Below are 25,246 nucleotides of genomic sequence, written 5' to 3'. Positions count from 1 at the left end.
ATGGATCAACGGTTCACTTGCACTCCAGCCAACTGTTCCCCCGCCGCACCTCGGCGGCGAGCTTGACGCCCAGGGGCCCCAGATCGTCGGCGCCCTCCATGGCGTCCTTGAGGAGGGCCGCGACGGCCTCGGCTTCCGCCGGGGGGGCCTCCACCAGGAGTTCGTCGTGCACCTGCAGCAGGAGCCGGGACTGGAACCCCCCGGCCTCCAGGGACCGGTGCAGGCGCACCATGGCCCGGCGCATGAGGTCGGCGGCGGTGCCCTGCACGACGGTGTTCACGGCCTCCCGAAGCGCCTGGGCCTTGAGGCCCTGGTTGGGGGACTGCAGGTCCGGGATGCGCCGCACGCGGCCCCACAGGGTGCGCACCAGGCCCTCCTCCACGGCCCGGGCCTTGGTGGCCTCGATCCACTCCGCGACCTTGGGCATGCGCTCGAAGTACCGTTCGATGAAGGCCTTGGCCTCCTTGAAGCTGATGCCCAGGCTCGCCGACAGGGCGTAGGCGCCCTGGCCGTAGAGGAGGCCGAAGTTCACGGCCTTGGCGGCGCTGCGCTGCTCCCCGGTGACGGCTTCCATGTCCACGCCCAGCACCTCGGAGGCCGTGCGCCGGTGGATGTCCTCGCCCCGGCCGAAGGCGCCCAGGAGGACCGGGTCCCCGGCCAGCGCGGCCACCACCCGCAGTTCGATCTGGCTGTAGTCGGCGTCCAGGAAAACCCAGCCCTCCCGGGGCACGAAGGCCCCGCGGATGGCCCGGCCGTCCTCGGTGCGCACGGGGATGTTCTGGAGGTTGGGGTCGGAGGAGGCCAGGCGCCCCGTGGCCACCGCGGCCTGGTGGAGCCGCGTGTGGAGCCGGCCCGTCACCGGGCTGACCATGGCGGGAAGGGCCTCCACGTAGGTGCTGAGGAGCTTCTGCATCTGCCGGTGGCGCAGGAGGACCCGGGCGATCTCCCCGTCCTCGCGCTGGGCCAGCTCCGTGAGCACGTCCTCGTCCGTGGCCGGGGCCTTGGTCTTGTCGGTGCGCTTGAGGACGGGCAGGTTCAGCTTCTCGTAGAGGATCCTGCCCAGCTGGGCCGGGCTGTTGAGGTTGAAGGCCTCCCCCGCGAGCTCGAAGGCGCGGTCCGCGGCGCCGTCGCGGGTCACCCGCATGGCCTTGGCCAGGTGCTCCAGGACGTCCACATCCAGGCGCACCCCTTCCAGTTCCAGGTCCGCCAGGGCCTCCACCAGGGGCAGGTCCACCTGGGCGTAGAGCCTGCGCAGGTCGGGGGGGAGCAGCGGCTGGAGCTTGCCGCAGAGCTGCAGGGCCAGGTCCGCGTCCTCCGCGGCGTACTGCACCGCCTTCTCGAATTCCGCCTCGTCGAAGCGCTTGGCGGCCTTGCCCTTGCCCACCACCGCCTCGAAGGGGATGGGCCGCAGGTCCAGGTGGCGGGAGGAGAGGTCGTCCAGGTTGTGGCGCAGGCGGGAGTCCACCAGGAAGCTCAGCACCATGCTGTCCTCCGCCAGGCCCCGCACGGGCATGCCGTGGCGCTTGAGCACCTGGAGGTCGTACTTCAGGTTCTGGCCGGCCTTGCCCACCGCCGCGTCCAGGAACAGGGGCCCCAGCACCTCCCGGGCCTCGTCGAAGGGGATGTTGCGGGGATCCAGGTAGGGGGCCAGTTCCCGGAAGAAGGCCCCGGGCTCGCCCCGCAGGTCCAGGAGGCCTTCGGGGAGGCCGGAATCCGGCAGGAGCCCCGGCAGGGACCCCGCCGTGTCCTCGGAGCCGGGCCGCAGGTGGGCCAGGGGCACGTACAGCCCCTCGTTGGGCTTCCAGGCCAGGCTCAGGCCCACGATGTGGCCCCGGGTGGGGTCGATGGAGGTCGTCTCGGTGTCCAGCCCGAAAAGGCCGGCTTCCCGGCACCGGGCCACGGCCTCCACCAGGTCGGCCCGGGTGGCCGCGGCCCGGTAGGCCCGGGCCGCCGACGGCGCCGCGGCGCTGCCCACCTCCGTGAACTCCTTGGTGAGCTGCTCGAAGCCCAGGGCCTTGAAGGCGGCCCGGGCCTGGGCCTGGTCCACGCCCTTGTAGGCCAGGTCCTCCAGGGTCACGGGCAGCTCCAGGTCCGTGACCACCGTGACCAGGCGGCGCACCAGCTCCAGGCGGGGCAGGGCGGCCTCCAGGCCCTCCCGGTGGGCCTTGCGCTTGAGCTCGGCGCGGTGGGCCACGATGGCGTCCAGGTTCCCGAACTGCTCCACCAGGTCCCGGGCGCCCTTCTCCCCGATGCCCTCCACGCCCTTGACGTTGTCGGAGGCGTCGCCCATGAGGGACAGCACGTCCACCACCTGCTCGGGCCACACGCCGAAGCGCTCCTTCACCCCGGCGCGGTCGATCCACACCTCGCCGTCGCGGTTGTTGAGCACCTGGATCCGGCCCTCGTCGGAAACCAGCTGGAGGAGGTCCTTGTCCGGGCTCACGATCACCGACGGCAGCCCCGCGGCGCAGGCCTGGCGGGCCAGGGTGCCCATGACGTCGTCGGCCTCGAAGCCCGCGAGCTCCACGATGGGGATGTTCAGGGCGCGGATGAGGTCCCGGATGAGCGGCACCTGGGGCCGCAGGTCCTCGGGCATCTCGGCCCGGTTGGCCTTGTACTCGGGGTAGATCTCGTGGCGGAAGGTGGGTTCGGGCCGGTCGAACACGGCGGCGATGTGGGTGGGCTTGTGCTGGGCCACCAGGGCCAGGAGCATGCGGGCCATGGTGAGGGCCGCGCCGTTCTTCATGCGGAGGTTGCCGTAGTACGCACGGAAGATCAGGGCGAAGGCGTCGATCAGGTAGAGGCGGTCTTCGGACATGGGGATAGTGTGGTCGCGCCGCTCCGCCCTGTCACCAGGGATTGGTCAGGAAAGGCCGAAGGCCTTGCGCACGGCACAGTCCCAGGCCGGGCCGGGCAGGAGCGCCTTGCCCAGGCTGGCCCAGAAGGCGTCCCTGCCGATGAGGATCCGGCGGGGCGGGTTGGCCCGGGAGAGGGCCCCGGCGATGCGCGCGGCGCAGGCTTCGGCGCTGAGGCCCTGGACGGCGGCGTGGGTGCGCTGGCGGTCCAGGTAGGCCTGCATCGCCGGCGCGAAGGGGGTCCCCCGGATGCGCCCGGGGAGATCCCCCAGGGCCCGGGCCAGGGTCTCCCGGAACTCGGACCGCACCGCCCCCGGCTCCACCAGGATCACCTTCACCGCCGGAGCCACCTCCAGCCTCAGGGTCTCCGCCAGGGCCACCACCGCGTGCTTGGAGGCGGTGTAGGCCCCCGCCATGGGCACGCTCATGCGCCCCAGGATGGAGGCCACCTGGACGATGCGCCCCTCCCCCGGCGCCGCCGCGGCCCGGATCAGGGGCAGGAAGGCGCAGGTGGCCGCGTGGAGCCCCACGACGTTCGTTTCGAACTGGGCGCGCAGCTCCTCGGGCCGGAGGAGTTCCAGGGGCCCCATCTGGCCGTAGCCCGCGTTGTTGATGAGCCCCACGAGCCCCAGGGGCCGGCAGGCCTCCACCGCCGCGGCGAGGCTGGCCGGGTCCGTGACGTCCAGGGAAAGGCGCACCAGGTCCTCGCCCCCGGGCAGGTCCGCGAGGCTCTCCAGGTTCCGGGCGGTGGCCACCACGCTCCACCCTTCCTTCCGGCAGGCCCCCACCAGGGCGCGCCCGATGCCCGTGGAGCAACCTGTGATCAGAACCCAGCGCCGCATTGGAACCTCCCAGGGAATGCGGCCAGGGTAGCGCAGATCCCGGGGGAATCCGCTTGGGTTGAACGAAGGGCATGGCATGGATGGGGTCCTGGACGGCCCGTACGAGGGGGGTCGGAGAAACCGGGGAAAAAAATAAACGCTGAGACGCAGAGGACTCGCTGGGGCGCTGGGAAAAGAAAGAAAAGGCGGGTGGGATGGGTCTGACCGTCCAAACCCGCAGATGAAAATCCCCCCCAGCGCCCCAGCGAGTCCTCTGCGTCTCAGCGTTTCATTTTTTCGCCGGAGTTACCCGGAGCCATGGGTTCGGCCAAAGCCCGGCACTCCCTTCCGCTGGACAACCTTGTCCTGCCCGCGAAGAAGGTCAGGCCATGTGGATTCGTTCATTTAGGAAATATTATTAATCTTTTTTTGAATCATAAATATAACGTTTTAGGAGATTTGTCCAAAAAGAATTAGAATTTCGATCTGTCGAGGATCCGATGCCTATTTTGAGTCTTTTTTACGGTCTTTTCTGTTACCTGTCTTTCCTGGCTTCCTTCTTCTACCTGCTGGCCTTCGTGGGAGACCTGGGCCTGGCCCGGTCCGTTTCCGTGGGGCCCGTGGGGGCCGCCGGGCCGGCCCTGGCGGTGGACCTTGGCCTGGTTGCGCTCTTCGGGATCCAGCACAGCCTCATGGCCCGCCCGGCCTTCAAGCGGGCCTGGCAGCGGTTCGTGCCGGCGCACCTGGAGCGCAGCACCTACGTCCTCCTGTCCTCCACCGCCCTGGCCCTGCTGTTCCTCCTGTGGCGGCCCCTGGCCGGGGAGGTCTGGAATGTTCGCCAGCCCCTCGCGCGCCTGGGGATCCAGGCCGGGTTCTGGGCGGGCGCGGCCCTCGTGGTGACGAGCACCTTCATGGTGAGCCACTGGGATCTCTTCGGCCTGCGCCAGGTGTGGGCGAACGTCCGGGGAACCCCGTACCGGGAGGCGCCGTTCCGCCTCACGGCCTTCTATGCCCGGGTGCGCCACCCCCTGATGCTGGGCTTCCTGGTCGTCTTCTGGGCGGCGCCCCGCATGACGGTGGGCCACCTGGTCTTCACCCTGGCCATGACCGCCTACATCCTCGTGGGGACGGCCCTGGAGGAGGGGGACCTGATGCGGAACCTGGGCTCCCGGTACGCGGCCTACCGCCGGGAGGTGCCGCGCTTCTTCCCTCTCCCCTGGCGCCGGGCGGGCGCTACCGCAGGGCGAGAAAAGCAGCTAGGCACAGGGCCCAGGACACCAGCCCCGCCGCCTGGGCCCGGGGGCCCTTCAGCGCCTTGACGTGGTGCAGGTGCAGGGCCACGGCCAGGACGAGCCAGGAGGCCAGGAGCCACGGCGCCGGGGCTTCCCGGCGCAGGGCGGGGAGGGCCAGGCCGGCCCCGCTGGCCAGGAAGAGCACCCGCGTTCCCTGGAGGGTGAGGCGCTCCCAGGCGGGCGGGGCCGCCTTGTCCTTGCGGGCCTTGAGGAGGGGCTTGATCCAGAACATCCAGGGGATGCCGATGGCCAGGCAGGCCAGGCCGGGAATCACGGCCCAGGCCGGACCCCACAGCCCCGCCAGGAGCAGCGCCGGCCCCAGGTGGGCGAGGAGGAAGCCCAGGCGGGCCCGGTCGTAGGGGCGCCGCGTCCAGGCGACGGCGAGGGTGCACACGAGGAGGGCCGCCACCAGGATCCAGAACCCCAGCCCGTCCCGGATGCCGCCCGCGGCAAGGGCCGCCAGGAGCGCCAGCTGCGCCGCCGCGCCGGCCACGGAGGTAAGGATCCGCCTGAGCACTAGAACAGCGCCAGAAGTCCGGCCGCGTAGAAGCTCAGCTCCACCCAGGGCTCGAACCGGGCCTTGCCGGCGGAGAACCGCTCCTGGAAGAGCCACAGGTGGACCACCGGGTACACCAGGCACGCCAGGATGATTCCCGCCTGGATCCAGCCGTGGCGCGAGGGGACCCGCATGGTGGCGGCCAGGATGGCGGCGCCGGCCAGGGCCAGGGAGGCCAGGAGGAGGATCTTGGTGGTGCGGCGCCCGAAGACGATGGGCAGGGTCTCCTTGCCCAGGATCTGGTCGTTCTGCATGTCCTTGAGATTGAAGAGCGTGGTGCGGGCGAAGCCCAGGACCGCCACCAGGAGGATCCCGGCCCACACCCGGGGGCCCCAGGCCAGGCCGTGGTGCCACAGCGGCAGCGCCAGCGCCACCACGGCCAGGGCGGCGGGGACGAGGATGTCCTTGGACCCGGGGATGGACTGGATGCTCAGGGTCGTGCCGCCCACCTGCAGCTTGCGCTTGTAGACCATGCCGAACACCGAGGCCGCGGCCACCACCAGCAGGGAGCCCAGGCCCAGGGTGGCCGAAAGAGTCAGGGCCGCCGCCAGGGACGCCAGGGCCGTGCCCACCATGAGGGTGCGGTTCCGCTCCAGGATGCGGGCCCGGGCCGGGCCCTTGGAACCCAGGCCCAGGGGGTTCAGGAAGGGGGCCAGGAGGAACATGGTCAGCACGTAGAGGGCGGTGATGGCCGCGTACTTCCAGGAGGGGGGCAGCCCCGTCCAGGCGTGGACGCCCAGGGTGAGGGCGCCGGCGCCCACGGCCAGCTTCAGGGGGGTGCCGAAGGCCGCGTTGAAGATCCGGGTGTAGCGCTCCGGGCCCTTGCCGTGCTGCTCGAGGATGTCCACCACCTCCTCCACCAGCCAGGTGGGAGTGGAGGCGCCGGCCATGACGCCCACGGTGCCCACCCCCTCGAAGCGGGTCAGGTCCAGTTCCGCGGCGGTCTCCACGTACTGCACCGGCTTGCCGTAGTGCACGGCCAGTTCCGCCAGGTGCTTGGTGTTGGAGGAGGCCCTGCCGCCCACGACGATGACGTAGTCCACGGTGCGGGCCAGGTTCCGGGCCTCCTCCTGGCGGGTCCAGGTGTCCTCGCAGATGGTGTTCTCCGAGATGCACTCCTTGGCCCGGCCCCGGATGTACTCGCTGATCTCCTGGAAGTCCTTCATGGTGAAGGTGGTCTGGGCCACCACCAGGACCTTGCGCAGCACATCGTCCGGGAGGGCCCGGGCCTCGTCCAGGTTGGCCACGATGGCGCTGCCGCTTTCGGCGAAGCTCTGGTGGGCCACGCTCTCGGCGTGCCCGTGGGTGCCCAGGATGACGGTGAAGTAGCCCTTGGGGCTCCATTTCTTGATCTTGCTGTGGACCTTGGCCACCTCGGGGCAGGTGGCGTTGACGATGGAGAGCTCCCCCCGCTGCTGGCGGTCCTTGAGCCCCCGCAGGGACTGGATGGGGATGCCGTGGGCGCGGATGACCACCGTGCCCGAGGCCACCGCCTCCGGGGCCGGGGCCACGGACACCCCCCGGCGGCCGATGAGCTCCAGGGCCTGGGGGTTGTGGATGAGGGGGCCGAGGGTCTGCACGGGACCCGATCCGCTCCGCGTGGACGCGTCCAGCACGGCGTCCATGGCCCTGCGCACGCCCCAGCAGAACCCCGCCGTCTTGGCCACGATCACCTTCATCTGCCCCGCTCCAATCCAGACCGATCCGGTCAGGGATACAGTCTACCGTTCCCCGGCCCCGGGGGTCAGGTGTTATTTCCTGGCATTCCCATGGGTTTTCCAATTAACGTGGAGGAAGGGTTCCTGATACCCAAGGATATTTGTACATGACCGCTGCTCCCCTGCTTCCAGTCTCCCTCACCTGCAACACGGATCTGAGGTTCATCGACCTGATCCAGGTGGTGGGCTCGGAACTGCTCAAGCACATGAATTTCTCCCACGAGGACGGGGAGCGCGTCTGGCTCGCCATCCAGGAGGGCATCGGCAACGCCATGCGCCACGGGAACAAGCTGGACAAGCGCAAGAATATCCAGGTGACCTTCACCCCCCAGGCCAACCGCCTGGAGATCCGCATCCACGACAACGGAAAGGGCGTGAACCTGGACACCCTGCCCAACCCCAACCTGCCCGAGAACCTCCTGAAGCCCTGCGGCCGGGGCGTCTTCTTCATGAAGCAGGTGATGGACCAGGTGGTGATGGAAACCGACGAAAGCGGCAGCACGCTCCTGCTGGTGAAGCAGCGGCGCGGGGCCGAACACGTGGCGGAAGGCGTCTGAAGAACCCCCCCACGGGCGGACGGAAGGGTTCCTGACCCTCGGCCGCGGGACGGGCAAGGTCCCAGGGCCTTGACACGGCCTCCGCGTGGTCTCAAAGTGAACGAGGATTCGTTTTTTTTGAGAGCGCCCATGCCCCTCGTCAGCCAGGAACACCTCGACGCCCAGCGGCGGAAAATCCTCGCGGCCGCCATGGAGTGCTTCGCCACCTCCGGGGTCCACCCCACGACGATGCAGCAGATCAGTCGTGCAGCAAAGGTGAGCATTGGCGCCGTCTACCAGTATTTCCCGAACAAGCAAGAGCTCATCCAGGCGGCTTTCCGGGAAAGCCTGCGGGAGAACCTGGATTGGGCCAGGCCCGTCGCCGCGATCGCTGAACCGGTCGCGGCCATGCGGGCCGTCCTGACCTCGGCCTTCGCGATGCTCGGGGAGTCCTCCGAGGAGCGATCCATGCGCTTCGGCGTGGTAGTGCAGGGCGAGGCCATGCGCAGCCCGGAAACGGCCGCGGCCCTTGCCGCGCTCTACCGCGAGGTGGAGGGAACCTTCGGCTTCATCATCGAGCGGGGTCAGCGGGAGGGGGTGCTGCGGAGCGACCTGGCCCCGGGTCTCCTGCTGAGGCTCATCGTGGCGGTGTTCGAGGGGGCGCGGATCCAGCACCTGGTGGACCCGGCCTTCGATGCCCGGCGGATCGGGGACCTGCTCGCGGATCTGATGCTCCAGACACCTTCATAGAAAGGAGAACCCATGACCCGGAACGGCGCGGCGATGCGGGCGCAAGCCCTCCATGCCAGCGGATTCAATTGCGCGGAGGCGGTGCTTAAGGCGGTCACCGACGAGCTTGGGGTGGCCTCGGAACTGGTGCCCCGGGCCGCCTCCTGCTTCGGAGGGCGCCTGGGCCCGGTTCTGGACGGCCGGTGCGGCGCCCTATCCGGGGGCCTGATGGCCCTGGGATGCGCCACCGGCCGCACCTACCCGGACGAAAGCCTCGACGTGCCCGGGGCCCTGGCCCTGGAACTCAAACGGCGATTCGAGGAGGGCTTCGGGTCCGTCCTGTGCCCGACGACGCCCACGCCTTTCGGCGGCACTGCGTACAGCTGCGCATGCGCCAAGGTGATCGCCGGGACGGCGGACCTGGCCTGCGGGCTCCTGGAGGAAACGTTGGGGCCGAACAGGTAGGGGGGCAGGGCAAACCCAGGATGGGAACGTCATGAACTGTGCGTAGCAAGGAACTTGGTCCCTGTTCATCCCATGGATCGGCGTTCATCCCGGTTTCCGCAGGGCTGCCGCAGAGGTGGGTCGGAGCGCATGTTACTCGACGTCCTTGACCCTAGCCCGGCGACAACTCCCGGCGAAGTTCAACGGGGATAAACGGGATCCAGGGGAAAAGGCAGGATAAGGAACGTCAGGTCCAAGGTGGAGCCAGATCACCGGGAACAACCTATCGATTCAAGACCTCGGGTTTGCCGCCACACGCTAGTTGAGGTACGTGAACCAGAACCTCACCCCCAGCGAGCTCCCCTCGAACCCGTCCGGGAGGCGCGCCAGAGGGTCAGACCGTCGGACGGCCATCAGGGCGCTCTGGTCCATGTTGGCGTTTCCGCTGGGGATCTCGATCCGGGCGCCGTCGATGCCGCCGTCGCGGCGGATGCGGAAGTAGATCTGGACCCGGCCGGGGCTGGAGGTGACGCGGTTCCAGTTGCCGGTGATGCGGCTCTGGACCTGCTGGAGGTACCACATGAAGGGGAAGTTGCCGTCCAGTTCGCCGATGAGGCCGGTGCCGCCGGCCACGCCGTTGGTGGCCTTGAGGCCGGGGATGCCGGTGGCGGCTCCGATGCCGCCCCCGCCGCCGGAGCCCGCGGCGCCGATGGCGGGGTTGGGGCTGGGGTTCTTGCCCTTGGAGGCCACGGGGGCCTTGCCCATGCTGTTGGGATTGGTGCTGGTGCCCTGGAGGGGCTTGGTGGCCTTGGTGCCGAAGGCGTTGGGGGAGGCGACGTGGCCGGTGGGTTCGCTGACCTTGGGGGCCACCTCCTCCACCCGGCGCTGGCGTTCGCCCTGCTTGCCCTCCTCCATGGGGCCCTCGCCCCCGGCCACGCCCTCCACGCCCGATGCCGGGAGGCGCACCCAGGTGACCTTGGTCTCCTCGGGAGCATCGGAGCCCTTGGGCGTGAAGAGGATCGCCCCCAGGGCCACCGCGTGGAAGACGACGCTCACGGCGATGCCCAGGGTGAGGCCCTGCCTGCCCAGGAGGGCCCGTTCGCGGAGGTAGGCGTAGAGTTCCTGGCTCACCGGCGCCTCAGCGAGCCACGGGCTCGGATTCCGCCGGGGCGGTGGAGGCCGAGGTGACGAAACCCACCTGGGTGAAGCCCGCCTCGCGGATCGCGTCCACCACCGTGATGACGCGCCCGTAGGGGATGTTGAGATCCGCACGGACCATCACGGGGCGCTTGCGGTTCTCTGCGGCCCGCTGGCGCAGCTGGGCCTTGAGGACGCCCTCCTGCACGAAGCGCTTCTCGAATTCGATGCGGCCGTCCCGGGCCAGGGTCACCACCAGGGCCTCGGACTCCAGGTTCTTGCCCGTTCGGCTTTCGGGGAGGTTCACGTCCACCCCCGTCGTGAGCATGGGCGCGGCCACCATGAAGATGATGAGGAGCACCAGCATCACGTCGATCATCGGCGTCATGTTGATATCGGCCATCTGGCCACGCTTGGAACCGGGAGTGAATGCCATTCGCCCTTACCTCTGCACCAGTCTACACCTTCGACATAGAATGGTAGGTCATGGCCAATCCGATCCGCCTCATCGTCAGTGAAAAACCCAGCATGGGCCGCGCCATCGCGGCGGCCCTGGGCATCCAGGGCACGGGCCGGAGCTTCATCCAGGGCGACGGCGTCATCGTCACCTGGTGCGTGGGCCACCTGGTGGAGGCCCTGGACCCCGAGGGCTACGACCCCGCCCTCAAGCGCTGGCGCATGGACAGCGTCCCCTTCTTCCCCCCGGAATTCCGCTACGCGCCCATCGCCTCCACCCGGGACCAGTACGACGTGGTGCAGCGGCTCATGAACCGCGAGGACGTCGGCGACATCGTGAACGCCACCGACGCCGGGAGGGAAGGGGAGCTCATCTTCGACCTGGTGTACCGCCTGGCCAAGGCCACCAAGCCCGTGCACCGCTTCTGGACCTCCAGTCTCACCGACGAGGCCATCCGCGAGGCCTACGGGAAGATGAAGCCCGGCGACGCCTACGCGGGCCTGCGGGACGCGGCCCGGTGCCGGCAGGAGGCGGACTGGCTCGTGGGCATCAATTGCACCCGCGCCCAGACGCTGGTGCAGCAGAAGGCCGGCGGCGAGGGGGTCTACTCCATCGGGCGGGTGCAGACGCCGACCCTGGCCCTGCTGGTGAACCGGGAGCTGGAGATCCAGAACTTCGTGCCCAAGGATTTCTGGACCCTGTGGGCCGTGTTCCAGGCCGAGGCCGGCGCCTACAAGGGCAAGTGGTTCCGCAAGGAGGACGGCCGGGACCAGGACCGCTTCGACACGGAGGAGGCCGCCCGGGGCCTGGCCGAGGCCCTCAAGGGCAAGCCCGGGCGCGTGGCGTCGGTGACGGCGCGCACCGAGAAGAAGAAGCCCGAGCTGCTCTACGACCTCACCAACCTCCAGAAGGAGGCCAACAAGCGCTTCGGCCTCACCGCCGAGCACACCCTGGCCGTGGCCCAGGAGCTCTACGAGGCCAAGCTCATCAGCTATCCCCGCACCAATTCCCGCTGCCTCACCGAGGCCGACACGGTGAAGATCCCCGCCTGGATCCGCTCCCTGGCCACGGGGCAGCTGGAGGCCCTTCGCCCCTTCGTGGACGAGCTGCGCACCCGCTGGCCCCAGAAGCTGGACAAGCGCTTCGTCAACGACAAGGAAGTGGAGGACCACACCGCCCTGGTGCCCACGGAGAACCCCGCCAAGAATCTCTCGGGCGACAAGCTGCGCATCTACGAACTCATCGCCCGGCGCTTCCTGGCGGCCTTCTGGCCGGACCGGGTGGAGGCCAAGACGACGATCGTCACGAAGATCGAGAAGGAGGCCTTCAAGACCACCGGCACCGTGGTCAAGGCCCTGGGCTGGTCCGAGGTGGATCCGCCCCATTCCCGGCCGAAGAAGGAAGCCAAGGCCGAGGAGGGGGAGGAGCCCGAGGAGGAGGAGGAGGCCGGGACCCTGCCCGCCGTGGCCAAGGACGAGGCCGTGGACACGAAGGACCTCTTCCCCAAGGCCGGCAAGACCTCGCCCCCCAAGCGCATGAGCGAGGCCGATCTGCTGGGCGCCATGCAGAGCGCCGGCAAGGAACTGGACGACGACGAGCTCAAGGGCGCCATGAAGGACTGCGGCCTGGGCACCCCCGCCACCCGCGCCAACATCATCGAGACCCTCCTCAAGCGCGCCTATCTGGAGCGCAAGCGCAACATCCTCGCCCCCACGCCCAAGGGCATCGACCTCATCCGCGGCATCCGGGCCGAGCCCCTGCGCAGCCCCCAGCTCACCGGGGAATGGGAGGCGCAGATGGAGCGCATCCGCCGGGGCGAGGCCAGCCGGGACGCCTTCATGGAAGGTATCCGCGGCTTCGTGAAGGACGTGGTGGGGCAGATCAAGGCCTCGGCCCCCGCGGCTGCGGCGCGGCCCCCCTCGGGGCCGGTGGTGGGCGACTGCCCCCGGTGCGGATCGCCGCTCCACCTGCGGGAATGGGAGGGCCGCCACTACGTCAAGTGCGCCGCGGCCAGGGATCCGGAATGCCGCGTGGCCTTCGAGACCGGCCCCGACGGGAAGCCCGTGGAGCTTTGCCGCCTGTGCCAGGGCCCCCTGCGCACCACCAAGGCCGGCTCCAAGGTGTGCGTGCTGTGCGGCGCCTGGGCCGCGGACCAGCCCGAAGGCCTGCCCGAGCCCGGGACCTGCCCCGGCTGCGGCCAGCCCATGCGGCTCATCCCCTCCACCACCCGGGGCCAGTACTTCCGCCGCTGCGCCCCCTGCGGCACCGTGGAGGCCGTGAAGATCCCCCGGGCGGAAGGCCCTGAAAACTGATAGCATGGGCGCACCTTTTCATGGTTTCCGGCGGTGGCCATGGCAAAAATCGACAAGTTCCTCCAGCAGATGGTCAACAAGGGCGCGGCGGTCCTGCGCCTGGACCCCGGGGATTCCCCGGTGGTGGAGGTGGCGGGGGGCCACCGCATCGCCCTGAGCGCCCAGGAGCTCCTGGGGACGGTGCTGGACGGGCTGGCCAAGGAGATCCTGCCCGAGGCCAGCGGCACCGCCTACCTGCGGGGCGAGAACGTGACCTTCGACTACGTCATGGAAGGCGTCCGGTTCCAGGTGCTCCTGTGCCGCACCAGCCTGGGCACCCGCATCGTGGTGGCGCGGTTCCGCACCGCCGCCGACACCGGCGCGGTGACCACGGCCCTGGACAGCCTCGATCCGCTGATCATGACCCTGCTCACCGGCGGCGGCTCAGACCTCTACCTGGGCGCCGACGAGCCCCCCCTGGTGAGGATGGGCGGCGAAGTGACCTCCCTGGGCGACTACGGAAGGCTATCGGCCAAGCGGCTCCAGGAGCTGGTGCAGACCTGGGTCCCCCCCAAGATCTGGGAATCCTTCCTGGCCGGCCAGGACACGGAATTCGCCCGCACCGATCCGGGCCTCCCCTGCCGGCTGCGGGTGAGCCTCTTCCACGGCCACGCCGGGCCCAGCATCGCCGTGCGGGTGGTTCCGCGGGAGGTGCCCGACGCCGACAGCCTGGGGCTGCCCGACACCGTGCGGCGCCTGGCGGGGCTCAACCGGGGCCTGGTGCTCCTCACGGGCCCCATGGGCAGCGGCAAGTCCACCACCCTGGCCTGCCTCCTGGCCCTGGCCAACGCGGGCCGCAAGGGCTTCGCCGTCACCATCCAGGATTCCATCGAATTCGAGTTCCCCACCGGCACCTGCCTCATCCGCCAGCGGGAGGTGGGCTGCGATCCCGTGCGCCAGAAGCAGGCCCTGCGCGCCGCCCTGCGACAGGCCCCCGATATCCTGGCCGCGGGCGAGATCCGGGACGCCCAGATCCTGGACCTCTGCCTCCAGGCCGCCCAGACCGGGCGCATGGTCCTGGCGACCCTTCCCACCGCCACCCAGGAGGAGACCCTGTCCACCCTGGCGGGCCTCTTCCCCCAGGACCAGCGCCGGCGCGTCCTGGCCCGTCTTTCCGAGACCCTCACCGCCATCCTGGGCCACACCCTGCTTCCCAAGGTGGGAGGGGGCCAGGTGGTGGCCCTGGAGACGCTCTTCAACAACCCGGGCATCGCCGCCCTGATCCGCGCCGACCGCCTTTCCAGCCTCCCCGACGCCATGAAGCAGAGCCGCTACGGCCAGACCTCCCACAACGAGGCCCTGGTGGACCTCATCCTGTCGGGCAGGGTGGACCCCATGGAGGCCTACCTCCGCTGCCACGACCGGGAGTCCTTCATCGCGGCCTGCCAGCGCGCGGAGATCGATTTCGATCCCCGGGACGCGGGCCAGCTGGTCACGGAACGGTAGCCGGATTCACTTGGAGGAGAACTTCTCCAGGGCCTTCATGAGCTCCATGGGCAGGGGGAAGACGATGGTGCTGTTCTTCTCCACGGCGATCTCCGTGAGGGTCTGGAGGTAGCGCATCTGGATGGCCACGGGGTTCTGGCTGATCTTGTCGGCGGCCTCCAGGAGCTGGGTGGAGGCCATGAGCTCGCCCTCGGCGGCGATGACCTTGGCGCGCTTCTCGCGCTCGGCCTCGGCCTGCTTGCCCATGGCCCGCTGGATCTGCTCGGGCAGGTCCACGGACTTCAGCTCCACGCTGGTGACCTCCACGCCCCAGGGCTCCGTGGAACGGTCGATGATCTCCCGCAGGCGCACGCTGAGCTTCTCGCGGTCCGCGAGCAGCTCGTCCAGGCTCACCTCGCCCAGCACGGAGCGCAGGGTGGTCTGGGCGATCTGGCTGGTGGCGTAGTAGTAGTTCTCCACGCCGATGATGGCCTGCTTGGAGTCCAGGACCTTGAAGTACACGACGGCGCTCACCTTCAGGCTCACGTTGTCGCGGGTGATGATGTCCTGGCTGGGCACGTCCAGCACCACCGTGCGCAGGCTCACCACCACCGCGCGCTGGAAGGGCCGCAGCACGAAGATCAGGCCCGGCCCCTTGGGCACGGGGCCCACCTTGCCCAGGGTGAAGATCACGGCCCGCTCGTACTCGTTGATGACCCGGATGCAGGACGCGAGCCAGAGGATGAGGCCGAGAATGATGGGGAACGTACAGCCGAGACCGGCGAAGGGCACGGGCATGGAATCCTCCTTGGTATCCCCCATTCTCGCAGGGCCCGGGGAACCCGGCGCCTATTTCATCGCCGGACGTAGGGGTTGCCCGCCGCCTCCGCCCCGATGGTGGTGGCCGGCCCGTGCCCGGGGATCACCAGGGTGGCGTCGGGCAGGGTGTACAGATCCCGCTGGATGCTCTGCTCCAGGTGGTCCCAGCTGCCCCCCCACAGATCGGTGCGGCCCACGCCGCCCTGGAAGAGCGTGTCGCCCGCCAGCAGGACGCCCCCCCGCTCGAATTCGCCCCGGAAGCAGCAGGAGCCGGGCGTATGGCCGGGAGTGTGGAGCGTGGCGAGGCCGCCGTGCACCTCCCCCTCCGCCAGGGGCGCGGTGTCGGGCCGGGGGATGGCGTCCATGCCGAAGATCCCCGTCTGCATGTCCAGGGCGTCCAGGAGGAAGAGATCCGCGGGGTGGAGCAGGGCGGGGCACTGCCAGAGGTCCTGCAGTTCCTTGGTGGCCCCCACGTGATCGAAGTGGGCGTGGGTGTGCAGGAGGGCGACCACCTGGAAGCCCAGTTCCTTGACCCGGAGGGCGATGCGGGCCCCCTCGCCGCCGGGGTCCACCACCACGCCCCGGGCCGACTGGGGATCCCAGAGCAGGGAGCAGTTGCAGCCCAGGGGGCCAACGGGGAAGGATTCGAGCTTGTGCACGGCGTCTCCGCGAGGGCCGTCCGGGGCCCCATGCGATCAGATTACCCCGATCCCCCCGTGGGGGAGGCCGTCTCCTGGATTTACATAACTAACTAGTTATACAATTTAATAAAAAAATATTCTTGCACTGTAAATGGGATGAGGGCATCTTCTATTCCGGAAGGTGCGAGCCTTCCCGCAGCAGGCTTGAATCCTCTCAGTCGAGTAATTTTTATCGAATGGCCGGGGCCCACGGGGACCGCCGGCGACCTTCACCACGGGGCCCCCCGGGAGGCCCTGGGACACCTCTACCCAAAAACGCGCTCCGGCGCCTGGACGAAAGGAAACCGCATGAAACTCCTCTCCCTCCTCACCCTGGCCGCCCTGCTGGCGGCCCCCCTCGCCGCGGAGCCCAAGGGCAGCGACACCAAGGGGAAGTTCTACTTCAAGAAGAGCTGCAAGACCTGCCACGTGGAGCACGGCAAGGCCGCGGTGCTCACGCCCCTTTCCAAGACCCAGGGCCAGTGGCGCAAGGTCTTCGACGCCGGCAAGCACGGCAAGTCGGGGGAGGGCTTCACCCCCAAGTACGGCACCGCCGAACAGATCCTCGATATCAAGACCTTCCTGATCAACCACGCCTCCGATTCGCCCCAGCCCGAAACCTGCGGCGGCTGATCCCCCTTGCCCTGGAGCCAACCCATGCGCATTTCCCGCATCGCCCTCACCCTGGCCGTCCTGGCACCCATGGGCCTCCGCGCCCAGGAGGACGTCCGCAAGCAGCTCGACGAACTCAAGAAACAGGTGGCCGTCCTGGAAGAGAAGGCCAAGGACCAGGAGAAGACCCTCACCAAGGTGGAGACCAAGGTCGCCCAGGACAACATCTCCTGGGGCGGCGACCTCCGCACGCGCTTCGACAGCGCCCAGTGGCACTTCAAGCCCTACCAGCAGTTCCTGGGCTTCGTGCAGAACCCCTCGCCGTCGGCCTCCAACCCGTACCCCTTCATGCCCGTCACCCAGCAGGTGGGTGAACAGGACTACGACAATTCCACCCAGTGGTCCACGCGCCTGCGGCTGCGCATGGGCATGGCCATCGGCGAACACGGCAAGATCTTCGGCCGGCTCACCATGTACAAGATCCACGGCGGCGCCGACGTGCCCATCTTCAACGGCTCGCCCAACACCGTGGCGAATTCCTTCAACAGCGGCAAGGTGCCCGGCAACGACACGCTGCGGGTGGAGCGCGCCAGCTTCGTGTACGACTGGCCCTCCCTGGGCGTGCTTTCCATCGGGCGCCAGAACACCTCCGACGGGCCTCCCTTCGAAGTGCGGGAGGGCGGCGAACGCCAGGCCACGCCCCAGGCCCTGGCCGTGAACGCCATGGTGGACGGCATCGGCTGGAAGTTCCACCTGGACAAGCTGGGCTTCCCGGAGCACTCCCTCCTGGGCTTCTGCTACGGCGTGGGCTACGAGAGCGGCTTCGGCGGCGGCGGGCTGGTGAAATCCACGTACGCCCCCGTGGGCTTCAACTTCTCCAAGGCCACCATGGCCAATCCCGCCGGCGCCACCATGCAGGTGAACCAGATCGGCAACCTCAAGGACAGCACCGTCCTGGGCGCGATGCTGGACGTCCCCCTCCTCTTCGAGGGCTTCGGCACCGTCCACAGCGCCAACGTCTACCTGGGCTTCAACCGGTTCGGGAACATGACGGACATCCCCTTCGGCCAGCTCAACAACTTCCCGGTGCCCGCCCAGCCCGGCATGGGCGGCATGCCCAGCATCCAGTACGTGACCGCCACGAACAACCTGGGCGACATGGACCAGATCACCGCCACCTGGAAGCACAAGGTGGGCGACAGCTTCACCTACTTCGCCAGCTTCGGCAGCATCAAGAGCCGCCCCAACGGGAAGACCAGCCAGTACGGCGCCTACTGGGACATGCCCGCGGCCATGGGCGGCCCCAACGTCCAGCTCACGGGCTTCGGCGGTCTCCTGGGCGACGCCAACAAGAGCCAGACCGCCACGGCCTACTACGTGGGTCTGCGCTGGGACGCCCGGGACAACCTGGGCTTCGGCCTGGAGTTCAACCACGGTTCGCCCAAATGGTTCACCTACAGCCCCGCCACCGGCGAGGCCACGGAAAAGCTCTCCACCCGGGGCGACGTGGTGGAAGCCTACGTGCACTGGGAGTTCGTGAAGAACGTGGCCCTGCGCGTGGGCTACCTGGACTACAAGTACACCCACGCCTTCAGCGGCTGGCACATCGCCCCGGCCCCCATGGCCGGGAGCTGGGAGAGCGCGTACAACCTGGACAACAACCCGATGCTTCAGTACGCGGCCCCCTCGGGCATCAAGAACACCTACGTCTCGCTCGAAGTGAAGTTCTGATCCGTCCCCTTCCGGCGGTCCCCCCCGGGGGACCGCCGGGAAGGGCCGTCCACGCGGAGGTTCCATGGACCGGCGTCTTTTCCTGCAGCTCGTTGGCGCCGGCGGCTTCGCCGCCACGAGCATCGGCTGCCCGAAATTCTTCGCGCGGGCCAAGCGCGTGCCCGAGCCCCCCGTGGGCCCGGGGGTGCCCACCACCTGCGAACTGTGCCCCAACAAGTGCTCGGTGCTGGCCACGGTGCGCAGGGGCCGCATCCACAAGCTCAACCCCAACCCCGAGAACCCCAAGTCCCGCAACATGCTCTGCGCCCGGGGCAACGCGGCCATCCAGCAGGTGTACGATCCCGACCGCCTCAAGCAGCCCATGATCCGCGTGGGGGCCCGGGGCGAAGGGAAGTGGAAGGCCGCCACCTGGGACGAGGCCTTCGATTTCGCGGCCAAAAAGCTCGCCGAGACCAAGGCCAAGCACGGCCCCGAGGGCACCCTGTGGTCCAGCACCGAGGGCTTCCAGGAAGTGTTCTTCAAGAACCTGGGCCTGGCCTTCGGCAGCCCCAATATCCTGCGGCACCCTTCGCTTTGCCTGGCCTCCGTGAACCTGGCCTACTCCATGACCTTCGGCACGGTGCCCAGCTTCGATCTGCAGAACGCCAAGTACGTGATCATGGCCGGGGCCAACCGCTTCGAGAGCATCATCACCCCCGACACCATGGACCTCATCGGCGGGGTCATGGAACGGAAGGCCAAGTTCGTGTACCTGGACCCGCGCTTCACCGTCACCGCCTCCAAGGCCGACGAGTGGTACCCCATCAAGCCCGGCACCGACATGGCCTTCATCCTGGCCATGATCCACGTGATCATCCGGGAGGACCGCTGCGACAAGGCCTTCCTGGACCAGTGGACCCTGGGCTTCGACCAGCTGGTGGAGCACGTGAAGCCCTACACGCCGGAATTCGCCGAGGCGGAGACCGGGATCCCCGCCCGGGAGATCACCCGCATCGCCCGGGAGTTCGCGGACGCGGGCCACCGGGCCGTCTTCTACGCGGGCCGGCGCTCCAGCTGGTACCAGAACGATTTCCAGATGCGGCGGGCCCAGGCCATCCTCAACACCATCGTGGGCAACTGGGACCGGGAGGGGGGCATGGTGCCCAACCGCAAGGTGGCCAAGGGCGAGTTCATGTTCCTGCCCTGGGACGACCCCAAGGCTCCCCGGGTGGACGAGGTGGAGAAGAACTTCCCCCTCACCTCCGCCAAGGACGGCGTCTACCTCCAGACCCGGGAGAACGTCCTCAAGGGCGCGCCCTACCCGGTGAAGGCCTGGATGATCTACAAGCAGGACCCCCTCAACGCCGTCCCGGACCAGGGCAAGACCCTGCGGATGATGGAGGCCATGGACTTCATCGGCGTGGTGGACATCGCCATGAGCGACACCGCCTGGTACGCCGACGTGGTGTTCCCCGAAAGCCACTACCTGGAGCGCACCGACCCCATCGAGGTGATGCCCGGGATCTGGCCCGCCGCCGTGCTGCGCCAGCAGGTGATCAAGCCCATCCACGACACCCTCCCCATGCTGGAGATCGCCCAGGGCCTGGCCCGGCGCCTGGGGCTCTCGGAGTACTTCGACTACACCATCGACCAGTGGATCGAGGCCGAGGCCAAGGAACTCCCCGTGGAGAACGGCCTGGAGTACATGAAGAAGCACGGGGTGGTGGCCTTCAGCGAACCCAAGTACGGCACCACCCGCAACGCCGCCTACCGCTTCGTCACCAAGAGCGGGAAGATCGAGATCTTCTCGGAGCGCCTGGCCGAGGCGGGCCACGACCCGCTGCCGGTGTACGCCCCGCCGGCCCAGCCCCCCGCGGGCAGGTTCCGCATGATCCTGGGCCGCAAGGCCACCATCACCCACGCCGCCCTGGCCGGACTGCCCTGGCTCCACGAGCAGATCCCCGAGAACGATCTCTGGATCAACCAGGACCAGGCCTCCCGCATGGGCATCCGCACCGGCGACCTGGTGGAGGTCACCAGCACCGCCGGCACCGTGCGCATCAAGGCCCGGGCCACGGAGGAGATCCGCCCGGACTGCGTCTTCATGCTCCACGGCTTCGGCAAGAAATCGCCCTGGCTCAAGCGGGTGTACAACGTGGGCGCGGCGGACGCGGTGCTGCTGGAGACCGCATGGGACAAGGTGAGCGGCAACGCCGCCATGCACGAGACGTTCGTCAACGTGGTGAAGGTGTGATCATGGCCAATCCCAAACGCTACGCGATGGTCCTGGACTCCAGGAAGTGCATCGACTGCAAGGCCTGCGTCGTGGCCTGCAAGGCCGAGAACGACGTGCCCCCGGGCGTCTTCCGCAACCGCATCAACGCCGAGCATGGCGGCGCCTTCCCGCGGCTGCGGGCCTCCTTCGACCCCGAGCAGTGCCACCACTGCGACAACCCCAGCTGCGTGCGGGTGTGCCCCACCGGGGCCAGCTTCCAGCGGGAGGACGGCATCGTCCAGGTGCGGGAGGCCGATTGCATCGGCTGCAAGTACTGCATGATCGCCTGCCCCTACGACGCGCGGTTCTTCAACGAGGAGACCCGGGTGGTGGACAAGTGCACCTTCTGCGCCCACCGGGTGGACCGGGGCGAGCTCCCGGCCTGCGTGGAGACCTGCCCGAGCAAGGTCCGCACCTTCGGCGACCTCACCGATCCCCGGAGCGCGCTGCACGCCCTCCTGGAGAGCCGGCGCTACCGCGTCCTGAAACCCCAGACGGGCAACGGCCCCCAGCTGTACTACCTCCTGTAGGAGCCAACCATGCGCGAACCGGTCTGGGAATTCCTCATCGTCAACTACCTGTTCCTGGGCGGCCTGTCCGCCGGGATCTTCTTCGTGTCCGCCTTCTGCACCTGGCTGCAGACCGACGGAAAGCCCGTCTACCCCCGCATCGCCCGCACCGGGGCCCTCCTGGCCCCGTGGCCCGTGGCCCTGGGCTCCTTCCTGCTGATATTCGACCTGGGCAAGTGGTGGAGGTTCTGGAAGCTCTTCGTGATCTTCCGTTGGGAGTCGCCCATGTCCATCGGCTCCTGGCTCCTGCTGGTCTTCACGGGCATCACCCTGGTGAACCTCTTTGCCTGGCTCACGGAGGACGAGCGCAACGCCCTCTTCGCGCGGATTCCCGCACGGACCCCCGGGCGGGCCCGGATCCTGGCCCTGAACCGGGACCTGGGCAGTTGGAAGCGGCGGCTGGCGATGCTGGGCTTTCCCTTCGCCATCGGCGTGGGCATCTACACCGGCGTGCTCCTGGGCGCCGTGCAGGCCCGGCCCTTCTGGAACACGAACCTGGTGGCCCAGCTCTTCCTCTTCAGCGCCCTGAGCACCGGCACCGCCGCGCTGATCCTGGCGCGGATGGTGGAGAAGGGTCCCAGGGACCTGGCGGAGTTCCGGTTCCTGTACACCCTGGACATCTGCCTGATCCTGCTGGAATTCTTCATCGTCCTGCCCTACCTGATCCACGGGCAGCTGTCGGTCCTGGCCGTGCGCGAAGCCCTCTCCCTCGTCCTGGGCGGGCCCTTCACCTTCATTTTCTGGGGGCTTTTCCTGGGGGCGGGGCTGCTGCTGCCCCTGGCCATCGAGCTGTGGGAATTCAAGCCGGTCCTCATGGGGAGCGGAACGCTGCACATCACCCGCGGCCTGGCCATGACCGCGGCGGGGCTGGTGATCTTCGGAGGGTACGTGTTGAGGTACGTGTTCGTCTTCGCGGGGCAGGCCAGCGGGTTCAGGTGAAGGGGCTGGGATCGGTGGGGGGCACCTCCCGGGCCTCAGGGTCGCGGTAACTCCCGGCGGGGTTTGAACGGGGATGAATTGGATTCAAGGGAAGGAGCAGGATAAAGAAAGCGCGGAGTTGGCCGGGACGCCCTAGAATGTCCCCCACGATGGCCTCACCTGAACCGATCCCCCTCGTCCTGGACGCACTCTACCGCGGCGAATCCCGCCAGGTGCTGGCCACGCTGATCCGGCTCCTGGGGGATTTCGATGCGGCGGAAGAGGCCATGCACGAGGCCTTCCGGGCTGCGCTGGAACAGTGGCCGGTGGAGGGGGTTCCGGCCAGGCCCCGGGCGTGGCTCGTTTCCACGGGGCGGTTCAAGGCCATCGATGCCCTGCGGCGGCGGGCGAAATTCGAAGCCCCCCTGGACGCGCTGGGGGAAGCGCTGCTTCCCGCCGAACCCGAGGAACCCGACGGCGGGGTGGAGACCCTCCCCGACGACCGGTTGCGGCTCGTCTTCACCTGCTGCCATCCCCTCCTGGGGACCGAGGCCTGCGTGGCCCTCACCCTGCGGGAGGTCTGCGGCCTCACCACCGAGGAGATCGCCCGGGCCTTCCTGGTGGCGCCCTCCACCATGGCCCAGCGCATCGTGCGGGCCAAGGCGAAGATCCGGAACGAGGGGCTTCCCTATGAGGTGCCGGGGGCGGCGGAACTTCCCGGGCGGCTGGAGGCCGTCCTGCAGGTGATCTACCTGGTGTTCAACGAGGGCTACTCGGCCTCATCCGGCCAGGCGGTGACCCGCACGGATCTTTCCGGGGAGGCCATCCGCCTGGGGCGGCTCCTGGCGGCCCTCCTGCCGGCCCCCGAGGTCCACGGCCTCCTCGCCCTCATGCTGTTCCACGAATCCCGGCGCGCGGCCCGGACCTCCCCGTCCGGGGATCTGGTCCTCCTGGCGGACCAGGACCGGAGCCTCTGGAACCGGGCGCTCATCCAGGAAGGCTCCGGGCAGGTGGCCCGGGCCCTGGGGTCCCGCCGGGCCGGGCGCTACACCCTGGAGGCGGCCATCGCCGCCGCCCATGCCCGGGCGCCCGGGTTCGAGGCCACCCCCTGGGGCCGCATCGTGGGCTTCTACGAGTTGCTGGTCCGGCTGGATCCCTCTCCGGTCATCCGCCTGAACCGGGCGGTGGCCGTGGCCTTCCGGGACGGGCCCGGCGCCGGGCTGGCCCTCGTCGACGGCATCCTGGAGGGGGGCGAGCTGGCCACCTACCACCTGGCCCACTCCGCCCGGGCCGATTTCTGCCGGCAACTGGGGCGGATGGACGATGCCCGCGCCTCCTACCGCACCGCGCTCTCCCTGGCCCGCCAGGACCCCGAGCGCCGGTTCCTGGAAGGCCGGCTGGAGGCCCTGGGCTGATTTTTTCACTCCCCCCGTCGATCCGGACGCCCCCCGATCGACTATTCCAGGAAGGCAGCCCCTTCAAGGAGACCAGCCATGAAATACGTTTGCTTCGGATACCTGGACACGGAGAGCTGGGGAAAGCTCCCGCCCAGTGAGCAGAACGCCATGATCGACCGGTGCTTCGCCTACGACGACGTGCTCCGGAAGAACGGCCACTGGGCGGGCGGGGAGGGCCTCCAGGGCGCCACCACCCTCAGCTACCGGGAGGGCAAGGTCACGGTGTCGGACGGCCCCTACGCCGAGACGAAGGAACTGCTGGGCGGCTTTTTGATTCTGGAGGCCCGGGATTTGAACCAGGCCATCCAGCTCATTTCGAACCACCCCGGCATCCGCATGGGGCGGTGGGAGATCCGGGCGGTGGAGGATATGGGGCCGATGATCGAGGAAAGCGAACGGCGGCGGGCTGGAGGGAAGTAGGGAGGGCAGGTGGGCCGGATTCGCGGATGGGTCGCACAGGCCGGCTTCGTGGGCTGATCCCCTTCATCCTGTTCATCCCATTTCCATCCCTGTTCCCGCAGGGCCAAAGCAGGGATGGGTCGGCGCAAACGGATTCACTGCGCGCCGACCCACCTCATCGCTGGCCCTGCGGGAACAGGGATGGAAATGGGATGAACAGGATGAAGGGGATGAAAGAGGGGCCATCCATTCTCGAGAATGGCTTGGGTCTCGATAAGGCGGGGTGGGGCGGAACGTTGGGCTAGCCGAGGGCGTGGTAGGCGGCTTTCACGCGCTCGGCGACATGGCCGCACACCAGGTCGCACACCTCTCCCACCAGGGGCATCACCGGGGAGAAGTACACGACGTTGCCCTGGGGCTCCCGGTTCGCCAGGCCCACCCGCACCAGGAAGGCGAGGTGCTTGCTGGCGTTGGCCTGGGAGAGGGAGGTGGCCTCGGCGATGGCGCCCTGGCTCATGGGGGCCTGGGCCTCCAGGAGGCAGCGGAGGATCTTGAGGCGGGAGGGGTCACCCAGGGCCAGGAAGAGGCGGCTCACCTCCTCGATCATGGGGTCGCTCAGGGGGGCGTGGTCCATCCAGTCTCCAGTTTACGCATAGAAGCATACTGTCCGGGGCCGGGGCTGTCCAGGGAGGTGCCTGCTTTTTCAAGGCTTCAGGACGGTCCAGGGGCCCACGTCGTGCACCTCCTGGAAGCCGGCCTTCAGGAGGAGCCGCCGGGCGGAGGCGCTCCGGACGCCGGAGGCGCAGCAGGTTAGCACGGGCTTCTTGGGATCCAGGTCCCCCAGGCGTTGCGGGAGCTCGGGCAGGGGGATGTTGCGGGCGCCCTTGGGGTGCCCCTGGGAGAACTCCCCCGGGGATCGCACGTCCAGGAGGAGGGCGCCCCGCTGGCGCAGTTCGGCCACCTGCTGCTGGGTGAGTGGGGGGGTGCGGTTGCGGTTGCGCAGGAGGATGAACCAGGCCAGGCCCACCAGGAGCGCGGCCAGGAGGGTGAATTCGGCGTTGGAAAGCTGGGGCATGGCGTCAGGACCGGGGAGAGCCGCCCAGGGCCCAGATGGTGCCGAGGACGGCGCCGTAGATCAGGGCCCGCAGGGGGGTGGCGGTGAGGGGGCAGGTGCCGGTGCTGCACCCGACGAGCTTCCAGTAGCCCAGGCCCAGGCCGCCCCCCACGAGGAGGCCCAGGGCCAGGCGTTTGGCGAAGAAGAGGTTCAGCATCACAGGCCGCAGCTGCCCTGGGTGGGCACGCCCGCCTTGGCCAGGATGCGGGACAGGAGGCACCAGTTGGTGAGGCCGCTCTGGAAGAGATTGACCCCCACGAAGAGGGTGAGCAGGAACCACCAGGGGCTCACCCAGTGGCCCAGGGCCAGGCTGGCCATGATGACGGTGCCGGCGAAGATGTGGACGATGCGGTCGACGTTCATGGGACCTCC

Annotated in this window: 25 protein-coding genes; 13 read left to right on the top strand and 12 right to left on the bottom strand. The window is 68.8% G+C overall.

Annotation, left to right across the window (positions count from 1 at the left end; genetic code table 11):
- Positions 1–13: 13 nt before the first annotated feature.
- Positions 14–2,818: a DNA polymerase I gene (gene polA / locus R2J76_RS13580; RefSeq protein ID WP_316412170.1), complete on the bottom strand. Its 2,805-nt coding sequence runs from the start codon at positions 2,816–2,818 to the stop codon at positions 14–16.
- 45 nt (positions 2,819–2,863) lie between these two features.
- Positions 2,864–3,697 carry an SDR family oxidoreductase gene (locus R2J76_RS13575; RefSeq protein WP_316412169.1) on the bottom strand — a complete coding sequence of 278 codons (834 nt, stop codon included), beginning with the start codon at positions 3,695–3,697 and terminating at the stop codon, positions 2,864–2,866.
- A gap of 479 nt (positions 3,698–4,176) precedes the next feature.
- Here R2J76_RS13575 and mddA point away from each other — a divergent pair, with 479 nt between their 5' ends.
- Entirely contained in the window at positions 4,177–4,995 is an 819-nt protein-coding gene (mddA, locus tag R2J76_RS13570; RefSeq protein WP_316412168.1) for a methanethiol S-methyltransferase, read from the top strand.
- Here mddA and R2J76_RS13565 read toward each other — a convergent pair.
- Both R2J76_RS13565 and ispH read right to left on the bottom strand, forming a co-directional pair.
- Positions 4,910–5,485, bottom strand: coding sequence for a hypothetical protein (locus R2J76_RS13565; protein WP_316412167.1), 576 nt, complete (start codon positions 5,483–5,485; stop codon positions 4,910–4,912). The two genes, mddA and R2J76_RS13565, sit on opposite strands and share 86 nt — an antisense overlap.
- Complete coding sequence (ispH, locus tag R2J76_RS13560; RefSeq protein WP_316412166.1) at positions 5,485–7,203, bottom strand: 4-hydroxy-3-methylbut-2-enyl diphosphate reductase; 1,719 nt, start codon at positions 7,201–7,203, stop codon at positions 5,485–5,487. The genes R2J76_RS13565 and ispH overlap by 1 nt, the downstream gene beginning before the upstream one ends.
- Positions 7,204–7,349: 146 nt before the next feature.
- Between ispH and R2J76_RS13555 the strand changes: the two genes are divergently transcribed.
- The 3 genes from R2J76_RS13555 to R2J76_RS13545 all read left to right on the top strand — a co-directional run bounded on the left by R2J76_RS13555 (position 7,350) and on the right by R2J76_RS13545 (position 8,972).
- Positions 7,350–7,799, top strand: a complete 450-nt coding sequence (locus tag R2J76_RS13555; protein ID WP_316412165.1) for an ATP-binding protein — start codon at positions 7,350–7,352, stop codon at positions 7,797–7,799.
- A gap of 129 nt (positions 7,800–7,928) precedes the next feature.
- Complete coding sequence (locus tag R2J76_RS13550) at positions 7,929–8,528, top strand: TetR/AcrR family transcriptional regulator (RefSeq protein WP_316412164.1); 600 nt, start codon at positions 7,929–7,931, stop codon at positions 8,526–8,528.
- 12 nt (positions 8,529–8,540) lie between these two features.
- Positions 8,541–8,972, top strand: a complete 432-nt coding sequence (locus R2J76_RS13545) for a C-GCAxxG-C-C family protein (RefSeq protein WP_316412163.1) — start codon at positions 8,541–8,543, stop codon at positions 8,970–8,972.
- Positions 8,973–9,269: 297 nt separating this feature from the next.
- Here the strand turns inward: R2J76_RS13545 and R2J76_RS13540 are convergent, their stop codons facing one another.
- Both R2J76_RS13540 and R2J76_RS13535 read right to left on the bottom strand, forming a co-directional pair.
- Positions 9,270–10,082: an energy transducer TonB gene (locus R2J76_RS13540; protein WP_316412162.1), complete on the bottom strand. Its 813-nt coding sequence runs from the start codon at positions 10,080–10,082 to the stop codon at positions 9,270–9,272.
- 7 nt (positions 10,083–10,089) lie between these two features.
- The gene (locus R2J76_RS13535) at positions 10,090–10,524 is read right to left on the bottom strand and encodes an ExbD/TolR family protein (RefSeq protein WP_316412161.1); all 435 of its coding nucleotides are present in this window, start codon (positions 10,522–10,524) and stop codon (positions 10,090–10,092) included.
- A gap of 50 nt (positions 10,525–10,574) precedes the next feature.
- On the opposite strand from R2J76_RS13535, the gene R2J76_RS13530 reads away from it, so the two are divergent.
- Complete coding sequence (locus R2J76_RS13530; RefSeq protein ID WP_316412160.1) at positions 10,575–12,857, top strand: DNA topoisomerase 3; 2,283 nt, start codon at positions 10,575–10,577, stop codon at positions 12,855–12,857.
- Between the two features lie 39 nt (positions 12,858–12,896).
- Positions 12,897–14,342 carry a type IV pilus twitching motility protein PilT gene (locus R2J76_RS13525; protein ID WP_316412159.1) on the top strand — a complete coding sequence of 482 codons (1,446 nt, stop codon included), beginning with the start codon at positions 12,897–12,899 and terminating at the stop codon, positions 14,340–14,342.
- A gap of 6 nt (positions 14,343–14,348) precedes the next feature.
- Here the strand turns inward: R2J76_RS13525 and R2J76_RS13520 are convergent, their stop codons facing one another.
- Positions 14,349–15,119, bottom strand: coding sequence for a slipin family protein (locus R2J76_RS13520; RefSeq protein WP_316412158.1), 771 nt, complete (start codon positions 15,117–15,119; stop codon positions 14,349–14,351).
- Positions 15,120–15,175: 56 nt separating this feature from the next.
- Positions 15,176–15,799, bottom strand: a complete 624-nt coding sequence (locus R2J76_RS13515) for an MBL fold metallo-hydrolase (RefSeq protein WP_316412157.1) — start codon at positions 15,797–15,799, stop codon at positions 15,176–15,178.
- A gap of 330 nt (positions 15,800–16,129) precedes the next feature.
- Here R2J76_RS13515 and R2J76_RS13510 point away from each other — a divergent pair, with 330 nt between their 5' ends.
- The 7 genes from R2J76_RS13510 to R2J76_RS13480 all read left to right on the top strand — a co-directional run bounded on the left by R2J76_RS13510 (position 16,130) and on the right by R2J76_RS13480 (position 23,781).
- Entirely contained in the window at positions 16,130–16,453 is a 324-nt protein-coding gene (locus R2J76_RS13510) for a c-type cytochrome (protein WP_316412156.1), read from the top strand.
- Between the two features lie 24 nt (positions 16,454–16,477).
- Complete coding sequence (locus tag R2J76_RS13505) at positions 16,478–18,163, top strand: DUF3373 family protein (protein WP_316412155.1); 1,686 nt, start codon at positions 16,478–16,480, stop codon at positions 18,161–18,163.
- A 64-nt stretch (positions 18,164–18,227) separates the two neighbouring features.
- Positions 18,228–20,396, top strand: coding sequence for a molybdopterin-containing oxidoreductase family protein (locus R2J76_RS13500; RefSeq protein ID WP_316412154.1), 2,169 nt, complete (start codon positions 18,228–18,230; stop codon positions 20,394–20,396).
- Between the two features lie 2 nt (positions 20,397–20,398).
- Positions 20,399–20,947 carry a 4Fe-4S dicluster domain-containing protein gene (locus tag R2J76_RS13495; protein ID WP_316412153.1) on the top strand — a complete coding sequence of 183 codons (549 nt, stop codon included), beginning with the start codon at positions 20,399–20,401 and terminating at the stop codon, positions 20,945–20,947.
- A gap of 9 nt (positions 20,948–20,956) precedes the next feature.
- On the top strand, positions 20,957–21,925 hold the full coding sequence (nrfD, locus tag R2J76_RS13490) for an NrfD/PsrC family molybdoenzyme membrane anchor subunit (protein WP_316412152.1): 969 nt from the start codon (positions 20,957–20,959) through the stop codon (positions 21,923–21,925).
- A 149-nt stretch (positions 21,926–22,074) separates the two neighbouring features.
- On the top strand, positions 22,075–23,319 hold the full coding sequence (locus R2J76_RS13485; RefSeq protein ID WP_316412151.1) for an RNA polymerase sigma factor: 1,245 nt from the start codon (positions 22,075–22,077) through the stop codon (positions 23,317–23,319).
- A 78-nt stretch (positions 23,320–23,397) separates the two neighbouring features.
- On the top strand, positions 23,398–23,781 hold the full coding sequence (locus R2J76_RS13480; RefSeq protein WP_316412150.1) for a YciI family protein: 384 nt from the start codon (positions 23,398–23,400) through the stop codon (positions 23,779–23,781).
- A 280-nt stretch (positions 23,782–24,061) separates the two neighbouring features.
- On the opposite strand, the gene R2J76_RS13475 is transcribed toward R2J76_RS13480, so the two are convergent.
- The 4 genes from R2J76_RS13475 to R2J76_RS13460 all read right to left on the bottom strand — a co-directional run bounded on the left by R2J76_RS13475 (position 24,062) and on the right by R2J76_RS13460 (position 25,237).
- Complete coding sequence (locus R2J76_RS13475; protein WP_316412149.1) at positions 24,062–24,394, bottom strand: ArsR/SmtB family transcription factor; 333 nt, start codon at positions 24,392–24,394, stop codon at positions 24,062–24,064.
- 69 nt (positions 24,395–24,463) lie between these two features.
- The gene (locus R2J76_RS13470; protein WP_316412148.1) at positions 24,464–24,835 is read right to left on the bottom strand and encodes a rhodanese-like domain-containing protein; all 372 of its coding nucleotides are present in this window, start codon (positions 24,833–24,835) and stop codon (positions 24,464–24,466) included.
- Positions 24,836–24,839: 4 nt separating this feature from the next.
- Positions 24,840–25,031 (bottom strand): DUF6132 family protein, encoded by a 192-nt coding sequence (locus R2J76_RS13465; RefSeq protein WP_316412147.1) that lies wholly within the window; start codon positions 25,029–25,031, stop codon positions 24,840–24,842.
- Positions 25,031–25,237 carry a YgaP family membrane protein gene (locus R2J76_RS13460; RefSeq protein WP_316412146.1) on the bottom strand — a complete coding sequence of 69 codons (207 nt, stop codon included), beginning with the start codon at positions 25,235–25,237 and terminating at the stop codon, positions 25,031–25,033. Before R2J76_RS13460 ends, R2J76_RS13465 begins: the two co-directional genes overlap by 1 nt.
- Positions 25,238–25,246: the final 9 nt, after the last annotated feature.

The organism is Mesoterricola silvestris, assembly GCF_030295405.1.
GTDB lineage: Bacteria > Acidobacteriota > Holophagae > Holophagales > Holophagaceae > Mesoterricola > Mesoterricola silvestris.
Note: the sequence above shows the minus strand (reverse complement) of the source record. Positions and strands in the feature narration are given on the sequence as shown.